This is a genomic window from Kitasatospora cineracea (assembly GCF_003751605.1).
GTDB classification, from domain to species: domain Bacteria; phylum Actinomycetota; class Actinomycetes; order Streptomycetales; family Streptomycetaceae; genus Kitasatospora; species Kitasatospora cineracea.
On sequence record NZ_RJVJ01000001.1, the window covers coordinates 1513939 to 1528836 of the forward strand.

Here is a 14898-nt window from a genome sequence, read left to right on the forward strand (position 1 = left end):
GGGAAGAACCACCTCGGACAACGGGAGGCTCCCATGCGGGACGAGTTCACCGCCCTACTGCTCGGCCAGGTCGGCCGTCACGAAGGCCGAGACCCCGACGGCACCTGGAACAACCGACAGCGCTACAGCACCGAGACCCCCGGACTGGAGTGGTCCGACGGCCAGCCCTGGTGCGCCACCTTCGAAGCCTGGGCCGCCCACCGGACCGGCATGGACGCGCTCTGGCCGATGACGGCGTCCTGCCTCACGGCCGTCGCCTGGTGGCGCAACCACAACCGCTGGACCGACTACCCGGTCCTCGGCGGCCCCTTCTACCTCGGCCCCGACGGCGGCAGCCACACCGGCGTCGTCGTCGCCTACGACGCCGACACCATCCAGACCGTGGAGGGGAACGCCCTCCCGCTGCACGCCGGGGTGCTCACCCCCACCGGCTACCGGAGGATGGGCGACCTGCGGGTCGGAGACCCCGTCGTGGACCCGGAGGGCCGGCCCTCCCAGGTCACCGGCGTCCACCCCAAGGGCGTCCGCCCCGTGCACCGGATCACCCTCCAGGACGGGTCCGTTGCCGAGGCGTGCGAGGAGCACCTCTGGCAGATCGGGATCGACGGCCGGGCCCGCCCGAGGGTGGTCACGACCCTGGAACTCGCCGCCCTGGTCTCCCGTCCGGGCTCCCGGGTGCGCGTGCCCCTTCTCGAGCCCGTCGAGTACCAGCAGACCGGTGAGCCGCTCCCGATCGACCCGTACCTGCTCGGGCTGCTCATCGGGGACGGCGGTACCGGCAGCGGCGGACCGCATTTCACCAGCACCGACCCCGACGTCCTCGCCGGACTGCGCTCGACCCTTCCGGACGGTCACCGGCTGGTTCCGCACATCGCCGACGGGCGTGCGGCGGAGGGGACCTGGCGGATCGTCGGGACCGAAGGCCGGGGCGGGAACCAGGTGATCGAGGAGCTGCGGGCGCTCGGCCTGACGGGCATCACGGCCCCGCACGGGTTCCTGCCCGCCCGTTACCGCAGGGCCGGTGTCAAGGACCGGCTGGCGCTCCTCCAAGGACTGATGGATACCGGCGGGACGATCGACGACCGGGGACGGATCGCGTTCACCTCGGCCTCCGAGCGCCTGGCCAGGGACGTTCAGGAACTCGTCCGCTCGCTCGGCGGCCGGGCCGCGGTGAACGCCGGGCGCAACGTGCGCTCCACCTCGCCCCGGCAGTCGAACCGCACCCCCGCCGAAGACGCCCACCGCGTGCGGAACGTCGACATGCCGCACTTCAACCCGTTCAGGACGCCCCGCAAGGCCGAGCGCTTCGTCCCGCGGAACGCCGCATGGGCCCGCCGGGTCGTCTCCGTCGCGTACGTGCGCGACGAAGAGGTGCAGTGCATCGCGGTGTCGGCGCCCTCCCGGCTGTTCGTCACCGATGACTTCATCCCCACCCACAACACCAACGACACCGGCTCCACCGAGGGCGACGGCGTCTACCTCAAGTCCCGTCCGCGGCGCGGCCCGGGCTCGCCGTACGGCTACGGGGTCCCGGCCTTCCCGGAGGGGACGGTCTCCGCCGACCCCGCGCTCGGCGGCATCCCGGCGGCCCGCACCTCGGCGCAGGCCACCACCCCGTCCTCCGGGGCGCCGCGCTGGCCCGGCCGGTACCTGAAGGTGCAGTCGCCGATGCTGCACGGGGACGACGTCCTGATGTGGCAGCGGCGGATGGCCGCCCGCGGCTGGTCGATCAGCGCGGACGGCTGGTACGGCCCGGCCTCCGCCCAGGTCTGCCGCGCCTTCCAGCAGCGCCACGGGCTCGGCGCGGACGGCATCGTCGGCCCGGCCACCTGGAACGCGGCCTGGTCCTGACCGCACGCGAACGCCGGAGGGCCGCCCCGCACGAAACGGGACGGCCCTCCGACGTCGAAACCCAGCTCGGCGCTTCAGCACCGACAGCGGGCAGGCTTCGCTGCGCTCGGCGCTTCAGCACCGACAGCGAGCAGGCTTCGCTGCGCTCAGCGCTCGACCTCGCCGCGGATGAACTTCTCGACGTTCTCCTTGGCCTCGTCGTCGAAGTACTGCACCGGCGGGGACTTCATGAAGTACGAGGACGCGGAGAGGATCGGGCCGCCGATGCCGCGGTCCTTGGCGATCTTCGCGGCGCGCACGGCGTCGATGATGACACCGGCCGAGTTCGGGGAGTCCCAGACCTCGAGCTTGTACTCGAGGTTCAGCGGGACGTCGCCGAACGCGCGGCCCTCGAGGCGGACGTACGCCCACTTGCGGTCGTCGAGCCACGCGACGTAGTCGGACGGGCCGATGTGGACGTTCTTGGCGCCCAGCTCGCGGTCGCGGATCTGCGAGGTGACGGCCTGGGTCTTGGAGATCTTCTTGGACTCCAGGCGCTCGCGCTCGAGCATGTTCTTGAAGTCCATGTTGCCGCCGACGTTCAGCTGCATGGTGCGCTCGAGGACGACACCGCGGTCCTCGAAGAGCTTCGCCATCACGCGGTGCGTGATGGTGGCGCCGACCTGCGACTTGATGTCGTCGCCGACGATCGGGACACCGGCCTCGGTGAACTTGTCGGCCCACTCCTTGGTGCCGGCGATGAACACCGGGAGGGCGTTCACGAAGGCGACCTTGGCGTCGATGGCGCACTGGGCGTAGAACTTGGCGGCGGCCTCGGAGCCGACCGGCAGGTAGCAGACCAGGACGTCGACCTGGCGGTCCTTCAGGACCTGGACGACGTCGGCCGGGGCCTCGTCGGACTCCTCGATGGTCTCGCGGTAGTACTTGCCGAGGCCGTCGAGGGTGTGGCCGCGCTGCACGGTGACGCCGGTCGGCGGCACGTCGCAGATCTTGATGGTGTTGTTCTCGCTGTTGCCGATGGCGTCGGCCAGGTCGAAGCCGACCTTCTTGGCGTCCACGTCGAAGGCGGCGACGAACTCGACGTCCTTCACGTGGTAGTCGCCGAACTGGACGTGCATCAGGCCGGGGACCTTACCGGCCGGGTCGGCGTCCTTGTAGTACTCGACACCCTGCACCAGCGAGGCGGCGCAGTTGCCCACGCCGACGATGGCTACGCGAACCGAACCCATTCCGGTTGCTCCCTGAATCTCATGAGGTCCGCCGTGCTGTGGCGGGAGCCTCGTTCCACATCTGTTCTGACTGTCTGTTCGGGCGCACGGGGCGCCCGCGCCTCGCCGCGGGCGGCGGGGCCGGCGCGGTGGTGCAGCGCTCCGGTCAGGAGCGCCCCGGGCGGTCGTACGGTGGCCCGGGCGGGTCGGAGGACCCGTCGGCCGGGCCACGGCCGTCCGAAGTGTGCGGGGACGCGGCGCTGCGTCCGGTTCTGGTGGCGCGCTCGGTCTCGATCAGCTCGTTGAGCCAGCGGACCTCGCGCTCCACCGACTCCAGGCCGTGGCGCTGGAGTTCGAGGGTGTAGTCGTCGAAGCGTTCGCGGGTGCGGGAGATGGAGCTGCGCATCCGCTCCAGCCGCTCCTCCAACCGGCTGCGGCGGCCTTCGAGCACGCGCATCCGGACCGCCCGGTCGGTCTGGCCGAAGAAGGCGAAGCGGACGCCGAAGTGCTCGTCCTCCCAGGCGTCCGGACCGGATTCGGCGAGCAGTTCCTCGAAGCGCTCCTTGCCCTCGGGGGAGAGCCGGTAGACGATCTTCGACCGCTTGCCGTTGAGGGCGGTGGCCGGGACGTACTCGACGTCCGGGTTGTCCTCCACCAGGAAGCCCTGGGCGACCAGGCTCTTCAGGCAGGGGTAGAGCGTTCCGTACGAGAAGGCCCGGAACGAGCCCAGCAGGACGTTGAGCCGCTTGCGCAGCTCGTACCCGTGCATGGGCGCGTCGTGGAGCAGGCCGAGGACGGCGAATTCGAGGACGCCGGAGCGTCGGCTCATACCGCCTTCCTCCTTCCGTGAGGGTTCCTGCTCGCCGGATGCGGGCCCCGGTCCGGCAGTGTATGCCGAACCGATGTGTCGCGCCGATGTATCGGCTCGATATATCGGCAACAGTAACCCTGGGTCACGGCAGGAGCAAGGGGGGCACGCGTAACTGGAATCACAAGGCCCCTGGGCAACGGGCGTGTAATGAATCCCGGTCGGTTCGTCCCGGTTGGCTTCCAATGCCCGATTAGGCGGCTTTCGGGGAGCCGTACTCTTTCGCCTGTGCACCCTGACCGAGGAGCTGCGGAGAGATGAGCGAACACCGGCGCAGGTCGGCCAACCCCGGAGGCGAGCAGCAGCCACCGCGGAGGCCCGACCCGGAACGGCCGTACGCGTACGGGAACCCGGTCGAGGGCGCACCCGAGTACGGTTCCGGTGCTCCGGGTCGGGCCGCCGGGCCCGGCCGGGCCGCGACCCCGAGCCGCGCCGCCACGCCCGGCCGCTCCGGCGGGCCCGGGCGCGCCGGTGCTCCGGGAGGCCCCGGTCAGGGCTCCGGTCAGGTGCCCGGCCAGGGCGGCCGGAGGGCCGCCCGGGAGACCGCCGAGCAGCCCCGGCTGACCCGGGCGGAGATGCGCAAGCAGTCCCGCAAGGGCGGCGGCGGCAGCGCGGGCGGGCCGCCGAGCGGCCGCGGCGCCGGCCAGGGCGGCCGGCCGGGCAAGAAGCGGATGATCGACTACCCGCGGTTCGGCAAGTCCGGCTTCCGGCGCTGGATGCCGTCCTGGAAGCAGGTGCTGAGCCTGTTCCTGATCTTCTTCGGCGGTGGCGTGGCCGCCGTCGGCGCCGCGTACGCGATGGTCCAGGTGCCGGACGAGAAGACCCCGCTGCAGATCCAGAGCAACGTCTTCTACTGGGCCGACGGCACCGAGATGGCCCGCACCGGCAACGAGAACCAGCAGCTGGTGGAGCTCTCGCAGATCAGCCGCCCGGCGCAGGACGCGGTCATCGCGGCGGAGAACGACACCTTCCGCACCGACTCCGGCATCGACCCGAAGGGCATCGCCCGCGCCGTCTACAAGATGGCCACCGGCGGCGAGACCCAGGGCGGTTCGACCATCACCCAGCAGTACGTCAAGAACGTCTACCTGTCGCAGGACCAGACGCTCTCCCGCAAGGCCAAGGAATTCTTCATCACCCTGAAGGTCAACGGTGAGAAGACCAAGGACCAGATCCTCACCGGCTACCTGAACACCAGCTGGTTCGGCCGCGGCGCCACCGGCATCCAGGCCGCCGCGCAGGCCTACTACGGCGTGGACGCCAGCAAGATCGACGTCTGCCAGGGCGCCATGCTGGCCGGCCTGCTCAAGGGCGCGGGCCTCTTCGACCCGAGCCTGGGCCCGGCCAACCACGAGCGCATGGTGGGCCGTTGGAACTGGATCCTGGACCGGATGGTCACCACCAAGGTGCTGTCCGCCGACGAGCGGGCCAAGTGCAAGGACTTCCCCGAGCCGATCGACGCGAAGACCGCCACCAAGACCACCGGTGAGATCTCATACCTGGTCGAGACCGCCAAGCAGTACGTGACCAGCAAGGACTCGAGCATCACCACGGCGGCCCTGGACCGCGGCGGCTACCAGATCCACACCACCTTCCAGAAGGACAAGGTCGACGCCATGAAGAAGGCGGTCGACGACTTCGAGGCGGCCAGACTGGACCCGGCCAACAAGGAGCTGGACCGCAACGTCCAGATCGGCGCGGCCTCGGTGGTGCCCGGCGACGGCGCGATCGTGGCCATCTACGGCGGCCCCGGCGTCGAGAACGGCCACTTCACCAATAACGCCGACGCGGCCGGCGTCCCGGTCGGCTCGACCTTCAAGCCGATCGTGCTGGCGACCGCGATGCAGGAGGGCGTGCTCACCAAGAACGGCCCGGACGGCAAGCCGGTCCAGATCAACCAGGACTCCCGCTACCTGGCCGACGACATGGCGCAGATCTACCGCGCCGACGGCAGCAAGGCGATCGGCGACGACGGCCAGCCGTACCACCAGCGCAACAGCGACCCCGGCAAGAAGGGGTACGTGACGCTGCGGACGGCCATGCAGTGGTCGTACAACGTGCCGTTCGTGCAGCTCGGCCAGGACGTCGGCGGCGACAAGGTGCGCGCGATGGCGGTGAAGTTCGGCCTGCACGACGACAAGACCCTGTCGCCCGCCAACACGCTGACCCTCCCGCTGGGCACCTCGACGCCGAGCGCGATCCGGATGGCCGCGGCCTACTCGGTGTTCCCGGCGCACGGCCAGCAGGCCGACCCGTACTCGGTGACCGCGGTGCAGTTCCGCGGCAAGGACCTGCCGAACTTCGACAGGCCGGCGCTGAAGACGGTGCTGGACCCGCAGGTCGCCGACAACATCACCGACGTGCTGCAGAACGTGGCGAAGAACGGCACCGGCAGCAAGACCGCGGAGCTGGGCTTCCCGGTGGCCGGCAAGACCGGCACCACCGACAAGAGCAAGTCGGCCTGGTGGATCGGCTACACCCCGAGCCTGACCACCTCGGTCAGCATGTGGCGCGAGGACGTGGCCAAGCAGACCGGTCTGGAGTCGCTGGACGGCACCGGCGGCAAGAGCGAGATCCACGGTGGTGACTTCCCGACCGAGATCTTCACCCGCTACATGAAGATCATCGGCCCGGGCAACCCGAAGAACTTCACCGCACCGACCCCCTGGGGCCAGGAGGTCGACTCCTCCGGCGCCCCGTCCACCGCCTCGGCCTCGCCCTCGACCTCGGCCTCGGCCTCGGCCACCGTGGAAGCCTCCCCGACGGCCGAGACGCCGACCCAGACGGCGGACCCGTCGCCGACCGAGTCCCAGCGTCCGACCGGCCGCCCGACCGGCCGCCCGTCCTCCAGCCCGTCCTCCAGCCCGTCCTGCCTGCTCGGCCTGTGCCCCAGTTCCAGCCCGAGCGGCGGGGCGGCCGGCGGCACCGGAACGGGCGGCAACGGCGCCGGAGGAGCCGGCGGCACCGGTACCACCACCGGCAAGACCGGCGGCACCACCACCGGCTAGCGGCCGCCGGATCCCGGGGCAAACACCGCAGAGGGGCACGGATCGCGAGGGCGATCCCGTGCCCCTCTTCGATTGCGCACAGCGGTGCGGCAGTATGTCGGCCATGACCTCCAGCCTTCGTGACGAGACCTCGCCGCCCGGCCCCGCGCCGGCCGACGGTCCGCTGCCCAACACCGTGGTGGTGCCCGCGGACGAGGACCCGGTCGCGGAGGCCGGCAGCGAGTTGTTCGGCGGTCCGCCGGGACGGCGGGCGCTGCTGGGGGTGTCCTGGTGGACGCCGGCCAAGTTCCTCGCGCTGGCCGTGATCGCGGTCTACGTGCTGGGCCTGTTCCAGAAGGCGCCGTGCTACAACGACGGCTGGTTCCACGGCGCCACCACCCAGTACACGAAGGCCTGTTACAGCGACATCCCGCACCTGTTCTCCGGGCGCGGCTTCGCCGACGGGCTGCACCCGTACCTGGACCGGATCCCGCAGGGCTCGCCGGACATGCAGTACCTGGAGTACCCGGTGCTGACCGGTCTGTTCATGCAGATCGCGGCCTGGCTGACCACCCACAGCGGCGACCTGATGAGCCGTGAGCAGTGGTTCTGGATGGTCAACGCGGGCATGCTGATGATCTGCGCCGTGGTCGCGGTGGTCGCCACCTCCCGCGCCCAGCGCCGCCGCCCGTGGGACGCGCTGCTGTTCGCGCTGGCCCCGGCCCTGGCGCTGAACGCCACCATCAACTGGGACCTGCTGGCGGTGGCCCTGGCCGCCGTGGCGATGGCCTACTGGTCGGGCTCCCGGCCGGTCTGGGCGGGCGTCTTCATCGGTCTGGCGACCGCCGCCAAGCTCTACCCGGTGCTGCTGCTCGGCCCGCTGCTGGTGCTCTGCCTGCGGGCCGGCAAGTGGAAGGAGTTCGGCCAGGCGTTCGGCGGCGCGGTCGGTGCCTGGCTGGTGGTCAACCTGCCGATCATGCTGGCCAACTGGAAGGGCTGGCTGACCTTCTACAGCTTCAGCCAGACCCGCAAGGAGGACTACGGCTCGTTCTGGCTGATCCTCATGCAGGGCCTCCGCAACGGCAAGAACCTGGAGACCCTGAACACCTGGATCGCGGTCCTGCTGGTGCTCAGCTGCCTGGCGGTCGGCTGGCTGGCGATCAGCGCCCCGCGCCGCCCGCGCTTCGCCCAGCTGGCCTTCCTGGTGGTGGCGGCTTTCATCCTGACCAACAAGGTCTACTCGCCGCAGTACGTGCTCTGGCTGATCCCGCTGGCCGTGCTGGCCCGGCCGCGCTGGCGCGACTTCCTGATCTGGCAGGCCTGCGAGGTGCTGTACTTCCTCGGCGTCTGGTCGTTCCTGGCCTACAACGGGGACGGCAAGCACCACGGAATCGACCAGGAGTGGTACCACTTCGCCATCGCCCTGCACCTGGTCGGCACCCTGTACCTCTGCTACATGGTGGTCCGAGACATCCTCTACCCGGACCGCGACCCGGTCCGCTGGGACGGCAGCGACGACCCGTCGGGCGGCGTGCTGGACGGCGCCCCGGACCGCTTCGTGCTCGGCTCGGCCCGCGGCCTGCGCGAGGCGGAGACGTACGCCGAGTACGCGCCGCAGGGGGACTGGCTGAGCAAGGACCCGGAGCCCGTGGTCGAGCTCGGCGCCGAGCCGCAGACCGGCAGGTAGCCGGGGGAGCGCTCCGGCCCCGGACGCGCCGAAGCCCTGTCCGCCGTCACGGCGGGCAGGGCTTCTCCGTCCGCCGAGGCCCCGGGCGGGGCCTCAGCGCTCGACCACCCGGTCGAAGTGGGTGGTGGTGTGCCGGACGGTCAGGGCCAGTTCGTCGCCGATCGCGGGCGGCTTGAGCTCGCCGGGCAGGAACAGGATCGACACCTGCATGTGCGGCGGCTCGGCGAACCACAGCTGCTTGCCCTGCCAGGAGTACGGCGACAGCGTCCGGTTGACGGTGGCCAGGCCGGCCCGGGCCAGGCCCTTGGCCCGGGGCAGCACCCCGTGCACGTACTTGGGCGCCTCCAGGCCGACGCCGTGCGCGGTGCCGCCGGTGGCCACCAGCAGGTGGCCGTCGGAGGGGGCCTTGTGCTGCCGGTAGCCGTAGCGCTCGCCGCGGGAGACCGGGGTGACGTCCAGGACGGTGGCGCGGGAGGAGAGCGCCTCCACCTCGCCGAGCCACAGCCGGGTGCCGATCCGGGAGCGGAACCCGGTGTCCGGGTGCCGTTCGGCCAGCCGCAGCCCGTCCTTGGCGGACAGGTGGCTGAGGTAGACGGTGCCGGTGGGGAGCCCGGCCTCGTCGATCGCCCGGACCAGGCCGGACACCTCGTCCACCGGGTCGGAGCCGTCCGGCCGGTCCAGCGGCAGGTGCAGCGCGAAGCCCTCCACCGCCAGGTGCCGCACCGGCAGCCGGGACAGCTCGCCGACCGCGACGCCGTGCCGCCGCATCGAGGTCATGCACTCGACGACCACCCTGGTCCCCTCGGGCAGCGCGGCCAGCGCCTCGGTGTGCGCGACGGTGCGCACCACCCGCCCGGCGGGCAGCTCGACCGCGGGCTCGCCGGAGCGGTGGGGGGTGAGCACCAGCAGGTCGCCGGGGAAGTCGCCGGCCACCGCCGCCGCCTCGTCCGCGGTGCCCACCGCCAGCATCGGGACGCCCAGCCGGGCGGCCTCGGCGGCCAGCCGGGCGTTGCCGAAGCCGTACCCGTTGCCCTTGGCGACCGGTACGAGCCCGCCGAACTCGGCCAGCAGGCCGCGCTGGTGCGCCCGCCAGCGGTCGGTGTCCACGTACATCGTCAAGGTCATCGCGTTCTCCCCGTGGTGTTCTTCAGGTGGCGCCGTGGCGGGCGGCGGCGCGGTGCCGGGCGGCGCAGTGCCGGGCGGCGCACCGGCGGGTGGTTCACCGGCGCGACATGTAGAGGTCGAGCGCCTTGTGCAGGAGCTTGTTGAGCGGGTAGTCCCACTCGCCGAGGTACTCCGCGGCCTGGCCGCCGGTGCCGACCTTGAACTGGATCAGCCCGAACAGGTGGTCCTCCTCGTCCAGGGTGTCGCTGATCCCGCGCAGGTCGTAGACGCTCGCGCCGAGCGCGTAGGAGTCCCGGATCATCCGCCACTGGATCGCGTTGGACGGCTTGACCTCGCGCTTGTGGTTGGCCGAGGCGCCGTAGGAGTACCAGACGTGCTCGCCGACCACCAGCATCGTGGTGGCGGCCAGCGGCTCGCCGTCGTGGTAGGCGAGGTAGAGCCGCATCCGGTTCGGGTCCTCGGCGGTGAGGGAGGTCCACATCCGCTGGAAGTAGGAGAGCGGCCGGGGGGTGAAGTGGTCGCGCTCGGCGGTGACCACGTACAGCTTGTGGAAGACCGCGAGGTCCTCGTAGCCGCCCTGGACCACCTCGACGCCGCTCTTCTCGGCCTTCTTGATGTTGCGCCGCCACAGCTGGTTGAAGCCGCGCTGCACGTCGTCCAGCGAGCGGCCGCCCAGCGGCACCTGGAACACGTACCGGGGCTGGACGTCGCCGAAGCCGGCGCCGCCGTCCTCGCCCTGCAGCCAGCCGGCCCGGCGCAGCCGCTCGGCGGTCTCCAGGGCGCGGGGCTCGGTGAAGTCGGGTTCGAGGTCGCGCAGCCGCTTGGCCTGCCGGCCGGCGATCGCCTCCTTGATGGTGGGCGCCTCCCAGCGGCGCACCACCACCGGCGGGCCCATCTTCACCGAGAACGCGCCCTGCGACTTCAGGTGCGCCAGCATCGGCTTGAGCCAGCGGTCGAGGTCCTGGTCGAACCAGTCGATCACCGGGCCCTCCGGCAGGTACGCCAGGTACCGCTTCACCTTGGGCAGCTGGCGGTAGAGCACCAGCCCGGCGCCGACCAGCTCGCCGGCCGGGTCGAACCAGCCCAGGCTCTCCGCGCGCCACTCCGCCTTCACGTCGGCCCAGGAGGGCACCTGCATGTGGCTGGCCGAGGGCCGGCTCTGCACGAAAGCCAGGTGTTCCTCGCGCGTGATCGTCCGCAGCCGCAGGCTCATGCTCGGTGCTCCTCCTCGTCGGATCCGTCCAAGGTGACCCTATCGCCCGAATGGTCCGATTCGACCGGGAACCGATCCGACATGGTGATGCCCCCCGTTCGCACCCGCTGGTACAGGTACTACGTCGGGAGGGCACCGGGGGTTGCGCACCGGGCGGCGGGTTCATCCCGTCCCGCGCCCGGGTGCCGTCACCACACGCCCCCGAACAGGCCGCCGTGCGCCACTCCGAGGAAGAGGCCGAACGCGGCCGCGCCGGTGCCGATGACGACGGCGAAGCGCTCGGCGGTGGTCACCGAGAAGAACAGGCCCACCAGCCCCGTGAGCACGCCGAACAGGCCGGTCCACGAGGTCAGGAGGTGCAGGTTGTGGAAGAACGAGGTGACGAAGGCGATCGCGCCGAGCAGGACGGTCACGCCGACCAGGGCGTTCTCCCGCGGGTGCGGGTGTCCGTCGGTGTTGAGGGTGAACTGCGGCCGGTGGTGCTGCGGCCTGGGTGCGGCCTGTGCCATGGGGACCCACCTCCTGGGGGAGGGAACGTTCGTTCTGTCCAGGTTGCGGCCGTTGTGACCGAAGTGACAACCCCGGGAGCCAACTGTTTTGTCCGCCGGTCGGCTGACCCGGTAGGCTGGCCCCTCTGCACTGGTGTAGAGGCGTGCTCGCATGCCCGGAAGACCAGTGCTGACGCGCACAACCCTCCTGCCACGGAAACGCCGTGGCCGTTGAGTCCAAAGGAGGTGGGTTACACATGCGTCACTACGAGGTGATGGTCATCCTCGACCCCTCGGTCGAGGAGCGCGCTGTCTCCCCCCTGATCGAGAGCTTCCTCAACGTCGTCCGCACCAGCGGCGGCAAGGTTGAGAAGGTCGACACCTGGGGTCGTCGTCGCCTGGCGTACGAGATCAACAAGCAGTCCGAGGGCATCTACTCGGTCATCGACCTCAAGGCCACGCCCGAGGTCGTCAAGGAGCTCGACCGCCAGTTCAGCCTGAGCGAGTCGGTTCTGCGGACCAAGGTCCTGCGCCCGGACACCCACTGAGTCCACTTCCGGCGTCCGCGCCGGAGGGCTCACGTCCGGTGTTCCACGTGGAACACCGCTGACGAGCACCGCAGAACTCCTTTCCGAGAGGTCATCACCACATGGCAGGCGAGACCGTCATCACCCTCGTCGGCAACCTCGTCGACGACCCCGAGCTGCGCTTCACCCCGTCGGGTGCCGCGGTGGCCAAGTTCCGTATCGCGTCCACCCCGCGCACCTTCGACCGCCAGACCAACGAGTGGAAGGACGGCGAGAGCCTCTTCCTCACGTGCAACGTCTGGCGTCAGCCGGCGGAGAACGTGGCCGAGTCGCTGCAGCGCGGCATGCGCGTGATCGTGCAGGGCCGACTGCGCCAGCGGTCTTACGAGACCAAGGAAGGCGAGAAGCGGACGGTCTTCGAGGTCGAGGTCGATGAGGTCGGCCCGAGCCTGCGCTCGGCGACCGCCAAGGTCACCCGCGCCAACCGCTCCGGCGGTCCCGGCGGCGGCGGTGGCTTCGGTGGCGGCCAGCAGGGTGGCGGCGGCTACTCCGGCGGCGGCAACCAGGGCGGCGGCAACTGGGGTGGAAACTCCGGCGGCGGCAACCAGGGCCCGTCCGACGACCCGTGGGCGTCCAGCGCCCCCTCGTCCGGCAACCAGGGTGGCGGCGGCAGCTGGGGTGGGAACTCCGGCGGCGGCTACTCGGAAGAACCCCCGTTCTAAGCGGTGCTTGGCCGTGCCCCCCGCGGGCCCGGAAACGCTGACAGATCTCGTACTCAACGGAGCACACAATGGCGAAGCCGCCTGCTCGCAAGCCGAAGAAGAAGGTTTGCGTCTTCTGCAAGGACAAGGCCACTTACGTGGACTACAAGGACACGAACCTGCTGCGGAAGTTCATTTCCGACCGCGGCAAGATCCGTGCCCGCCGGGTCACCGGCAACTGCACCCAGCACCAGCGTGACGTCGCCACGGCCGTGAAGAACAGCCGTGAGATGGCGCTGCTGCCCTACACCTCCACCACGCGCTAAGAGAGGGTGACCGAACAATGAAGATCATCCTCACTCACGAGGTCCCCGGCCTCGGCAGCGCCGGCGAGGTCGTCGAGGTCAAGGACGGCTACGCCCGCAACTTCCTGGTCCCGCGCGGCTTCGCCATCCGCTGGACCAAGGGCGGGCAGAAGGACGTCGACGCCATCCGTCGCGCCCGGAAGATCCACGCCATCCAGACCCTCGAGGCCGCCAACGAGGTCAAGGCCAAGCTCGAGGGCCTTCAGGTCAAGCTGGCCGTCCGCTCCGGCGACGCCGGCCGCCTGTTCGGCTCGGTGACCCAGGCCGACGTCGTGGAGGCCATCAAGGCCGCCAGCGGCCCGGCCGTGGACAAGCGCGCCGTCGCGATCGCCTCGCCGATCAAGACCGTGGGCACCCACAAGGTCTCGGTGAAGCTGCACTCCGACGTCCAGGCCAACCTCGACGTCAACGTCGTCGCCGCCTGAGCGCAGCAGTAACGCAGTCCGGAGGGCCGGACCCCGTCACGGGGTCCGGCCCTCCGGCCGTTCTCCCGGCCGCTCAGGCGCGGACGGCGCCGGTGACCATCCAGTGGCCGGTGCGCACCCGGCCGACCAGGAACGCGGCCCGGCTCAGCATGAACAGGTTCATCGCCCACCACAGCCCGGCCAGCCCCAGGCCCAGCGCGGGCACCGCCAGCGCGGCCGGAACGAACAGCAGCAGGGTGGCCAGCATCGCCCAGGCCAGGTAGCGGCCGTCGCCCGCGCCCATCAGCACGCCGTCCAGCACGAACACCAGCCCGCCCACCGGCTGGGTCAGCGCGGCCAGCAGCAGCGCGGTGGACAACTGGTGCCGGACGGCCGGGTCGGAGCTGAACAGCGGGACGTACAGCGGCCGGCCGAGCACCATCAGCAGCCCGAACAGCACGCCCGCGCCCAGGCCCCACTCGACCATCCGCCGGGTCGCCGCCCGGGTGCCCGGCAGGTCGCCGGCCCCCAGGTAGCGGCCGATGATCGCCTGCCCGGCGATCGCCACCGCGTCCAGCGCGAAGGCCACGAAGGACCAGACGGTCATGGTGATCTGATGGGCCGCCACCTCGGCGTCGCCCAGGTGCGCGGCCACCGCGGTGGCCAGCAGCAGCACCGCGCGCAGGCTCAGGGTGCGCACCAGCAGCGGGCCGCCGGCCCGGGCCGAGGCGCGGATCCCGGCGGCGTCCGGCCGCAGCGTCGCGCCCTCCCGGCGGGCGCCGCGGACCACCACCGCGACGTAGACCGCGGCCATCGCGTTCTGCGCGATCACGGTGCCCCAGGCGGAGCCGGCCACGCCGAGGCCGGCACCGTAGACCAGGCCGAGGTTGAGCAGCAGGTTGGCGGTGAACCCGCCGATCGCCACCAGCAGCGGGGTGCGGGTGTCCTGGAAGCCGCGCAGCACGCCGGTGGCGGCCAGCACCAGCAGCATCGCGGGCACCCCGAGCGCGCTGATCCGCAGGTAGGTGACCGCGTACGGCTCGGCGGTGGCGGAGGCGCCGAGCAGCCGGGCGGCCTGCGGGGCGAGCAGCAGGGTGAGCGCCACCAGGCCGGCCGAGAGCAGCAGCGCCAGCCAGATCCCGTCGATGCCCTGCTGGACGGCGGCCCGCCGGTCGCCGGCCCCGATCCGGCGGGCCACCGCGGCGGTGGTGGCGTACGCGAGGAAGGCGAACACTCCGACCACGGTGGTGAGCGCGGCGGAGGCGACGCCCAGGCCGGCGAGCTGGGCGGTGCCGAGGTGGCCGACGATCGCCGAGTCGGCCATCAGGAACAGCGGTTCGGCGACCAGGGCGCCGAAGGCCGGGAGGGCCAGGGCGAGGATCTCCCGGTCGTGGCGGCGGCGTTCGGCGGCGGGCGGTCTGGCGGCGGGTGGTCCGGGGGCGGGCATGGGCTCAGCCTACTCATCCACAGGTAA

Annotated in this window: 13 protein-coding genes; 7 read left to right on the top strand and 6 right to left on the bottom strand. The window is 71.3% G+C overall.

The features are described from left to right. The first annotated feature begins 33 nt into the window (after window positions 1-33). A complete protein-coding gene (locus EDD39_RS41945) occupies window positions 34-1851 on the top strand; it encodes a peptidoglycan-binding protein (RefSeq protein ID WP_123554022.1) in 1818 nt (605 codons plus the stop codon). A gap of 146 nt (window positions 1852-1997) precedes the next feature. Here the strand turns inward: EDD39_RS41945 and EDD39_RS06855 are convergent, their stop codons facing one another. Together EDD39_RS06855 and EDD39_RS06860 are read right to left on the bottom strand one after the other, a co-directional pair. Next, on the bottom strand, window positions 1998-3080 hold the full coding sequence (locus EDD39_RS06855) for an inositol-3-phosphate synthase (RefSeq protein WP_123554024.1): 1083 nt from the start codon (window positions 3078-3080) through the stop codon (window positions 1998-2000). Between the two features lie 145 nt (window positions 3081-3225). Beyond that, the gene (locus EDD39_RS06860) at window positions 3226-3888 is read right to left on the bottom strand and encodes a PadR family transcriptional regulator (RefSeq protein ID WP_123554026.1); all 663 of its coding nucleotides are present in this window, start codon (window positions 3886-3888) and stop codon (window positions 3226-3228) included. A 296-nt stretch (window positions 3889-4184) separates the two neighbouring features. On the opposite strand from EDD39_RS06860, the gene EDD39_RS06865 reads away from it, so the two are divergent. Both EDD39_RS06865 and EDD39_RS06870 read left to right on the top strand, forming a co-directional pair. After that, complete coding sequence (locus tag EDD39_RS06865; protein ID WP_244256625.1) at window positions 4185-6935, top strand: transglycosylase domain-containing protein; 2751 nt, start codon at window positions 4185-4187, stop codon at window positions 6933-6935. A gap of 103 nt (window positions 6936-7038) precedes the next feature. Further along, complete coding sequence (locus EDD39_RS06870; RefSeq protein ID WP_123560182.1) at window positions 7039-8601, top strand: glycosyltransferase family 87 protein; 1563 nt, start codon at window positions 7039-7041, stop codon at window positions 8599-8601. Between the two features lie 93 nt (window positions 8602-8694). Here the strand turns inward: EDD39_RS06870 and EDD39_RS06875 are convergent, their stop codons facing one another. The 3 genes from EDD39_RS06875 to EDD39_RS06885 all read right to left on the bottom strand — a co-directional run bounded on the left by EDD39_RS06875 (window position 8695) and on the right by EDD39_RS06885 (window position 11448). Then, window positions 8695-9726, bottom strand: coding sequence for an alanine racemase (locus EDD39_RS06875; protein ID WP_123554028.1), 1032 nt, complete (start codon window positions 9724-9726; stop codon window positions 8695-8697). A gap of 94 nt (window positions 9727-9820) precedes the next feature. Then, entirely contained in the window at window positions 9821-10939 is a 1119-nt protein-coding gene (locus EDD39_RS06880; RefSeq protein ID WP_123554030.1) for a lipid II:glycine glycyltransferase FemX, read from the bottom strand. 188 nt (window positions 10940-11127) lie between these two features. Continuing rightward, a complete protein-coding gene (locus EDD39_RS06885) occupies window positions 11128-11448 on the bottom strand; it encodes a hypothetical protein (protein WP_123554032.1) in 321 nt (106 codons plus the stop codon). A 236-nt stretch (window positions 11449-11684) separates the two neighbouring features. Here EDD39_RS06885 and rpsF point away from each other — a divergent pair, with 236 nt between their 5' ends. The 4 genes from rpsF to rplI all read left to right on the top strand — a co-directional run bounded on the left by rpsF (window position 11685) and on the right by rplI (window position 13445). Then, complete coding sequence (gene rpsF / locus EDD39_RS06890; protein ID WP_030457607.1) at window positions 11685-11975, top strand: 30S ribosomal protein S6; 291 nt, start codon at window positions 11685-11687, stop codon at window positions 11973-11975. Between the two features lie 101 nt (window positions 11976-12076). Continuing rightward, window positions 12077-12676, top strand: a complete 600-nt coding sequence (locus EDD39_RS06895; RefSeq protein ID WP_123554033.1) for a single-stranded DNA-binding protein — start codon at window positions 12077-12079, stop codon at window positions 12674-12676. Window positions 12677-12744: 68 nt separating this feature from the next. Beyond that, the gene (gene rpsR / locus EDD39_RS06900) at window positions 12745-12981 is read left to right on the top strand and encodes a 30S ribosomal protein S18 (RefSeq protein ID WP_030457605.1); all 237 of its coding nucleotides are present in this window, start codon (window positions 12745-12747) and stop codon (window positions 12979-12981) included. Window positions 12982-12998: 17 nt separating this feature from the next. Next, window positions 12999-13445 (top strand): 50S ribosomal protein L9, encoded by a 447-nt coding sequence (gene rplI, locus EDD39_RS06905; protein WP_030457604.1) that lies wholly within the window; start codon window positions 12999-13001, stop codon window positions 13443-13445. Window positions 13446-13518: 73 nt separating this feature from the next. Here the strand turns inward: rplI and EDD39_RS06910 are convergent, their stop codons facing one another. Next, a complete protein-coding gene (locus EDD39_RS06910; protein ID WP_123554036.1) occupies window positions 13519-14871 on the bottom strand; it encodes an MATE family efflux transporter in 1353 nt (450 codons plus the stop codon). Window positions 14872-14898 lie beyond the last annotated feature (27 nt).

Coding starts and splice junctions, on each gene's coding strand:
- EDD39_RS41945 (WP_123554022.1), top strand. CDS start 34: ATGCGGGACGAGTTCACCGCCCTACTGCTCGGCCAGGTCGGCCGTCAC.
- EDD39_RS06855 (WP_123554024.1), bottom strand. CDS start 3,080: ATGGGTTCGGTTCGCGTAGCCATCGTCGGCGTGGGCAACTGCGCCGCC.
- EDD39_RS06860 (WP_123554026.1), bottom strand. CDS start 3,888: ATGAGCCGACGCTCCGGCGTCCTCGAATTCGCCGTCCTCGGCCTGCTC.
- EDD39_RS06865 (WP_244256625.1), top strand. CDS start 4,185: ATGAGCGAACACCGGCGCAGGTCGGCCAACCCCGGAGGCGAGCAGCAG.
- EDD39_RS06870 (WP_123560182.1), top strand. CDS start 7,039: ATGACCTCCAGCCTTCGTGACGAGACCTCGCCGCCCGGCCCCGCGCCG.
- EDD39_RS06875 (WP_123554028.1), bottom strand. CDS start 9,726: ATGACCTTGACGATGTACGTGGACACCGACCGCTGGCGGGCGCACCAG.
- EDD39_RS06880 (WP_123554030.1), bottom strand. CDS start 10,939: ATGAGCCTGCGGCTGCGGACGATCACGCGCGAGGAACACCTGGCTTTC.
- EDD39_RS06885 (WP_123554032.1), bottom strand. CDS start 11,448: ATGGCACAGGCCGCACCCAGGCCGCAGCACCACCGGCCGCAGTTCACC.
- rpsF (WP_030457607.1), top strand. CDS start 11,685: ATGCGTCACTACGAGGTGATGGTCATCCTCGACCCCTCGGTCGAGGAG.
- EDD39_RS06895 (WP_123554033.1), top strand. CDS start 12,077: ATGGCAGGCGAGACCGTCATCACCCTCGTCGGCAACCTCGTCGACGAC.
- rpsR (WP_030457605.1), top strand. CDS start 12,745: ATGGCGAAGCCGCCTGCTCGCAAGCCGAAGAAGAAGGTTTGCGTCTTC.
- rplI (WP_030457604.1), top strand. CDS start 12,999: ATGAAGATCATCCTCACTCACGAGGTCCCCGGCCTCGGCAGCGCCGGC.
- EDD39_RS06910 (WP_123554036.1), bottom strand. CDS start 14,871: ATGCCCGCCCCCGGACCACCCGCCGCCAGACCGCCCGCCGCCGAACGC.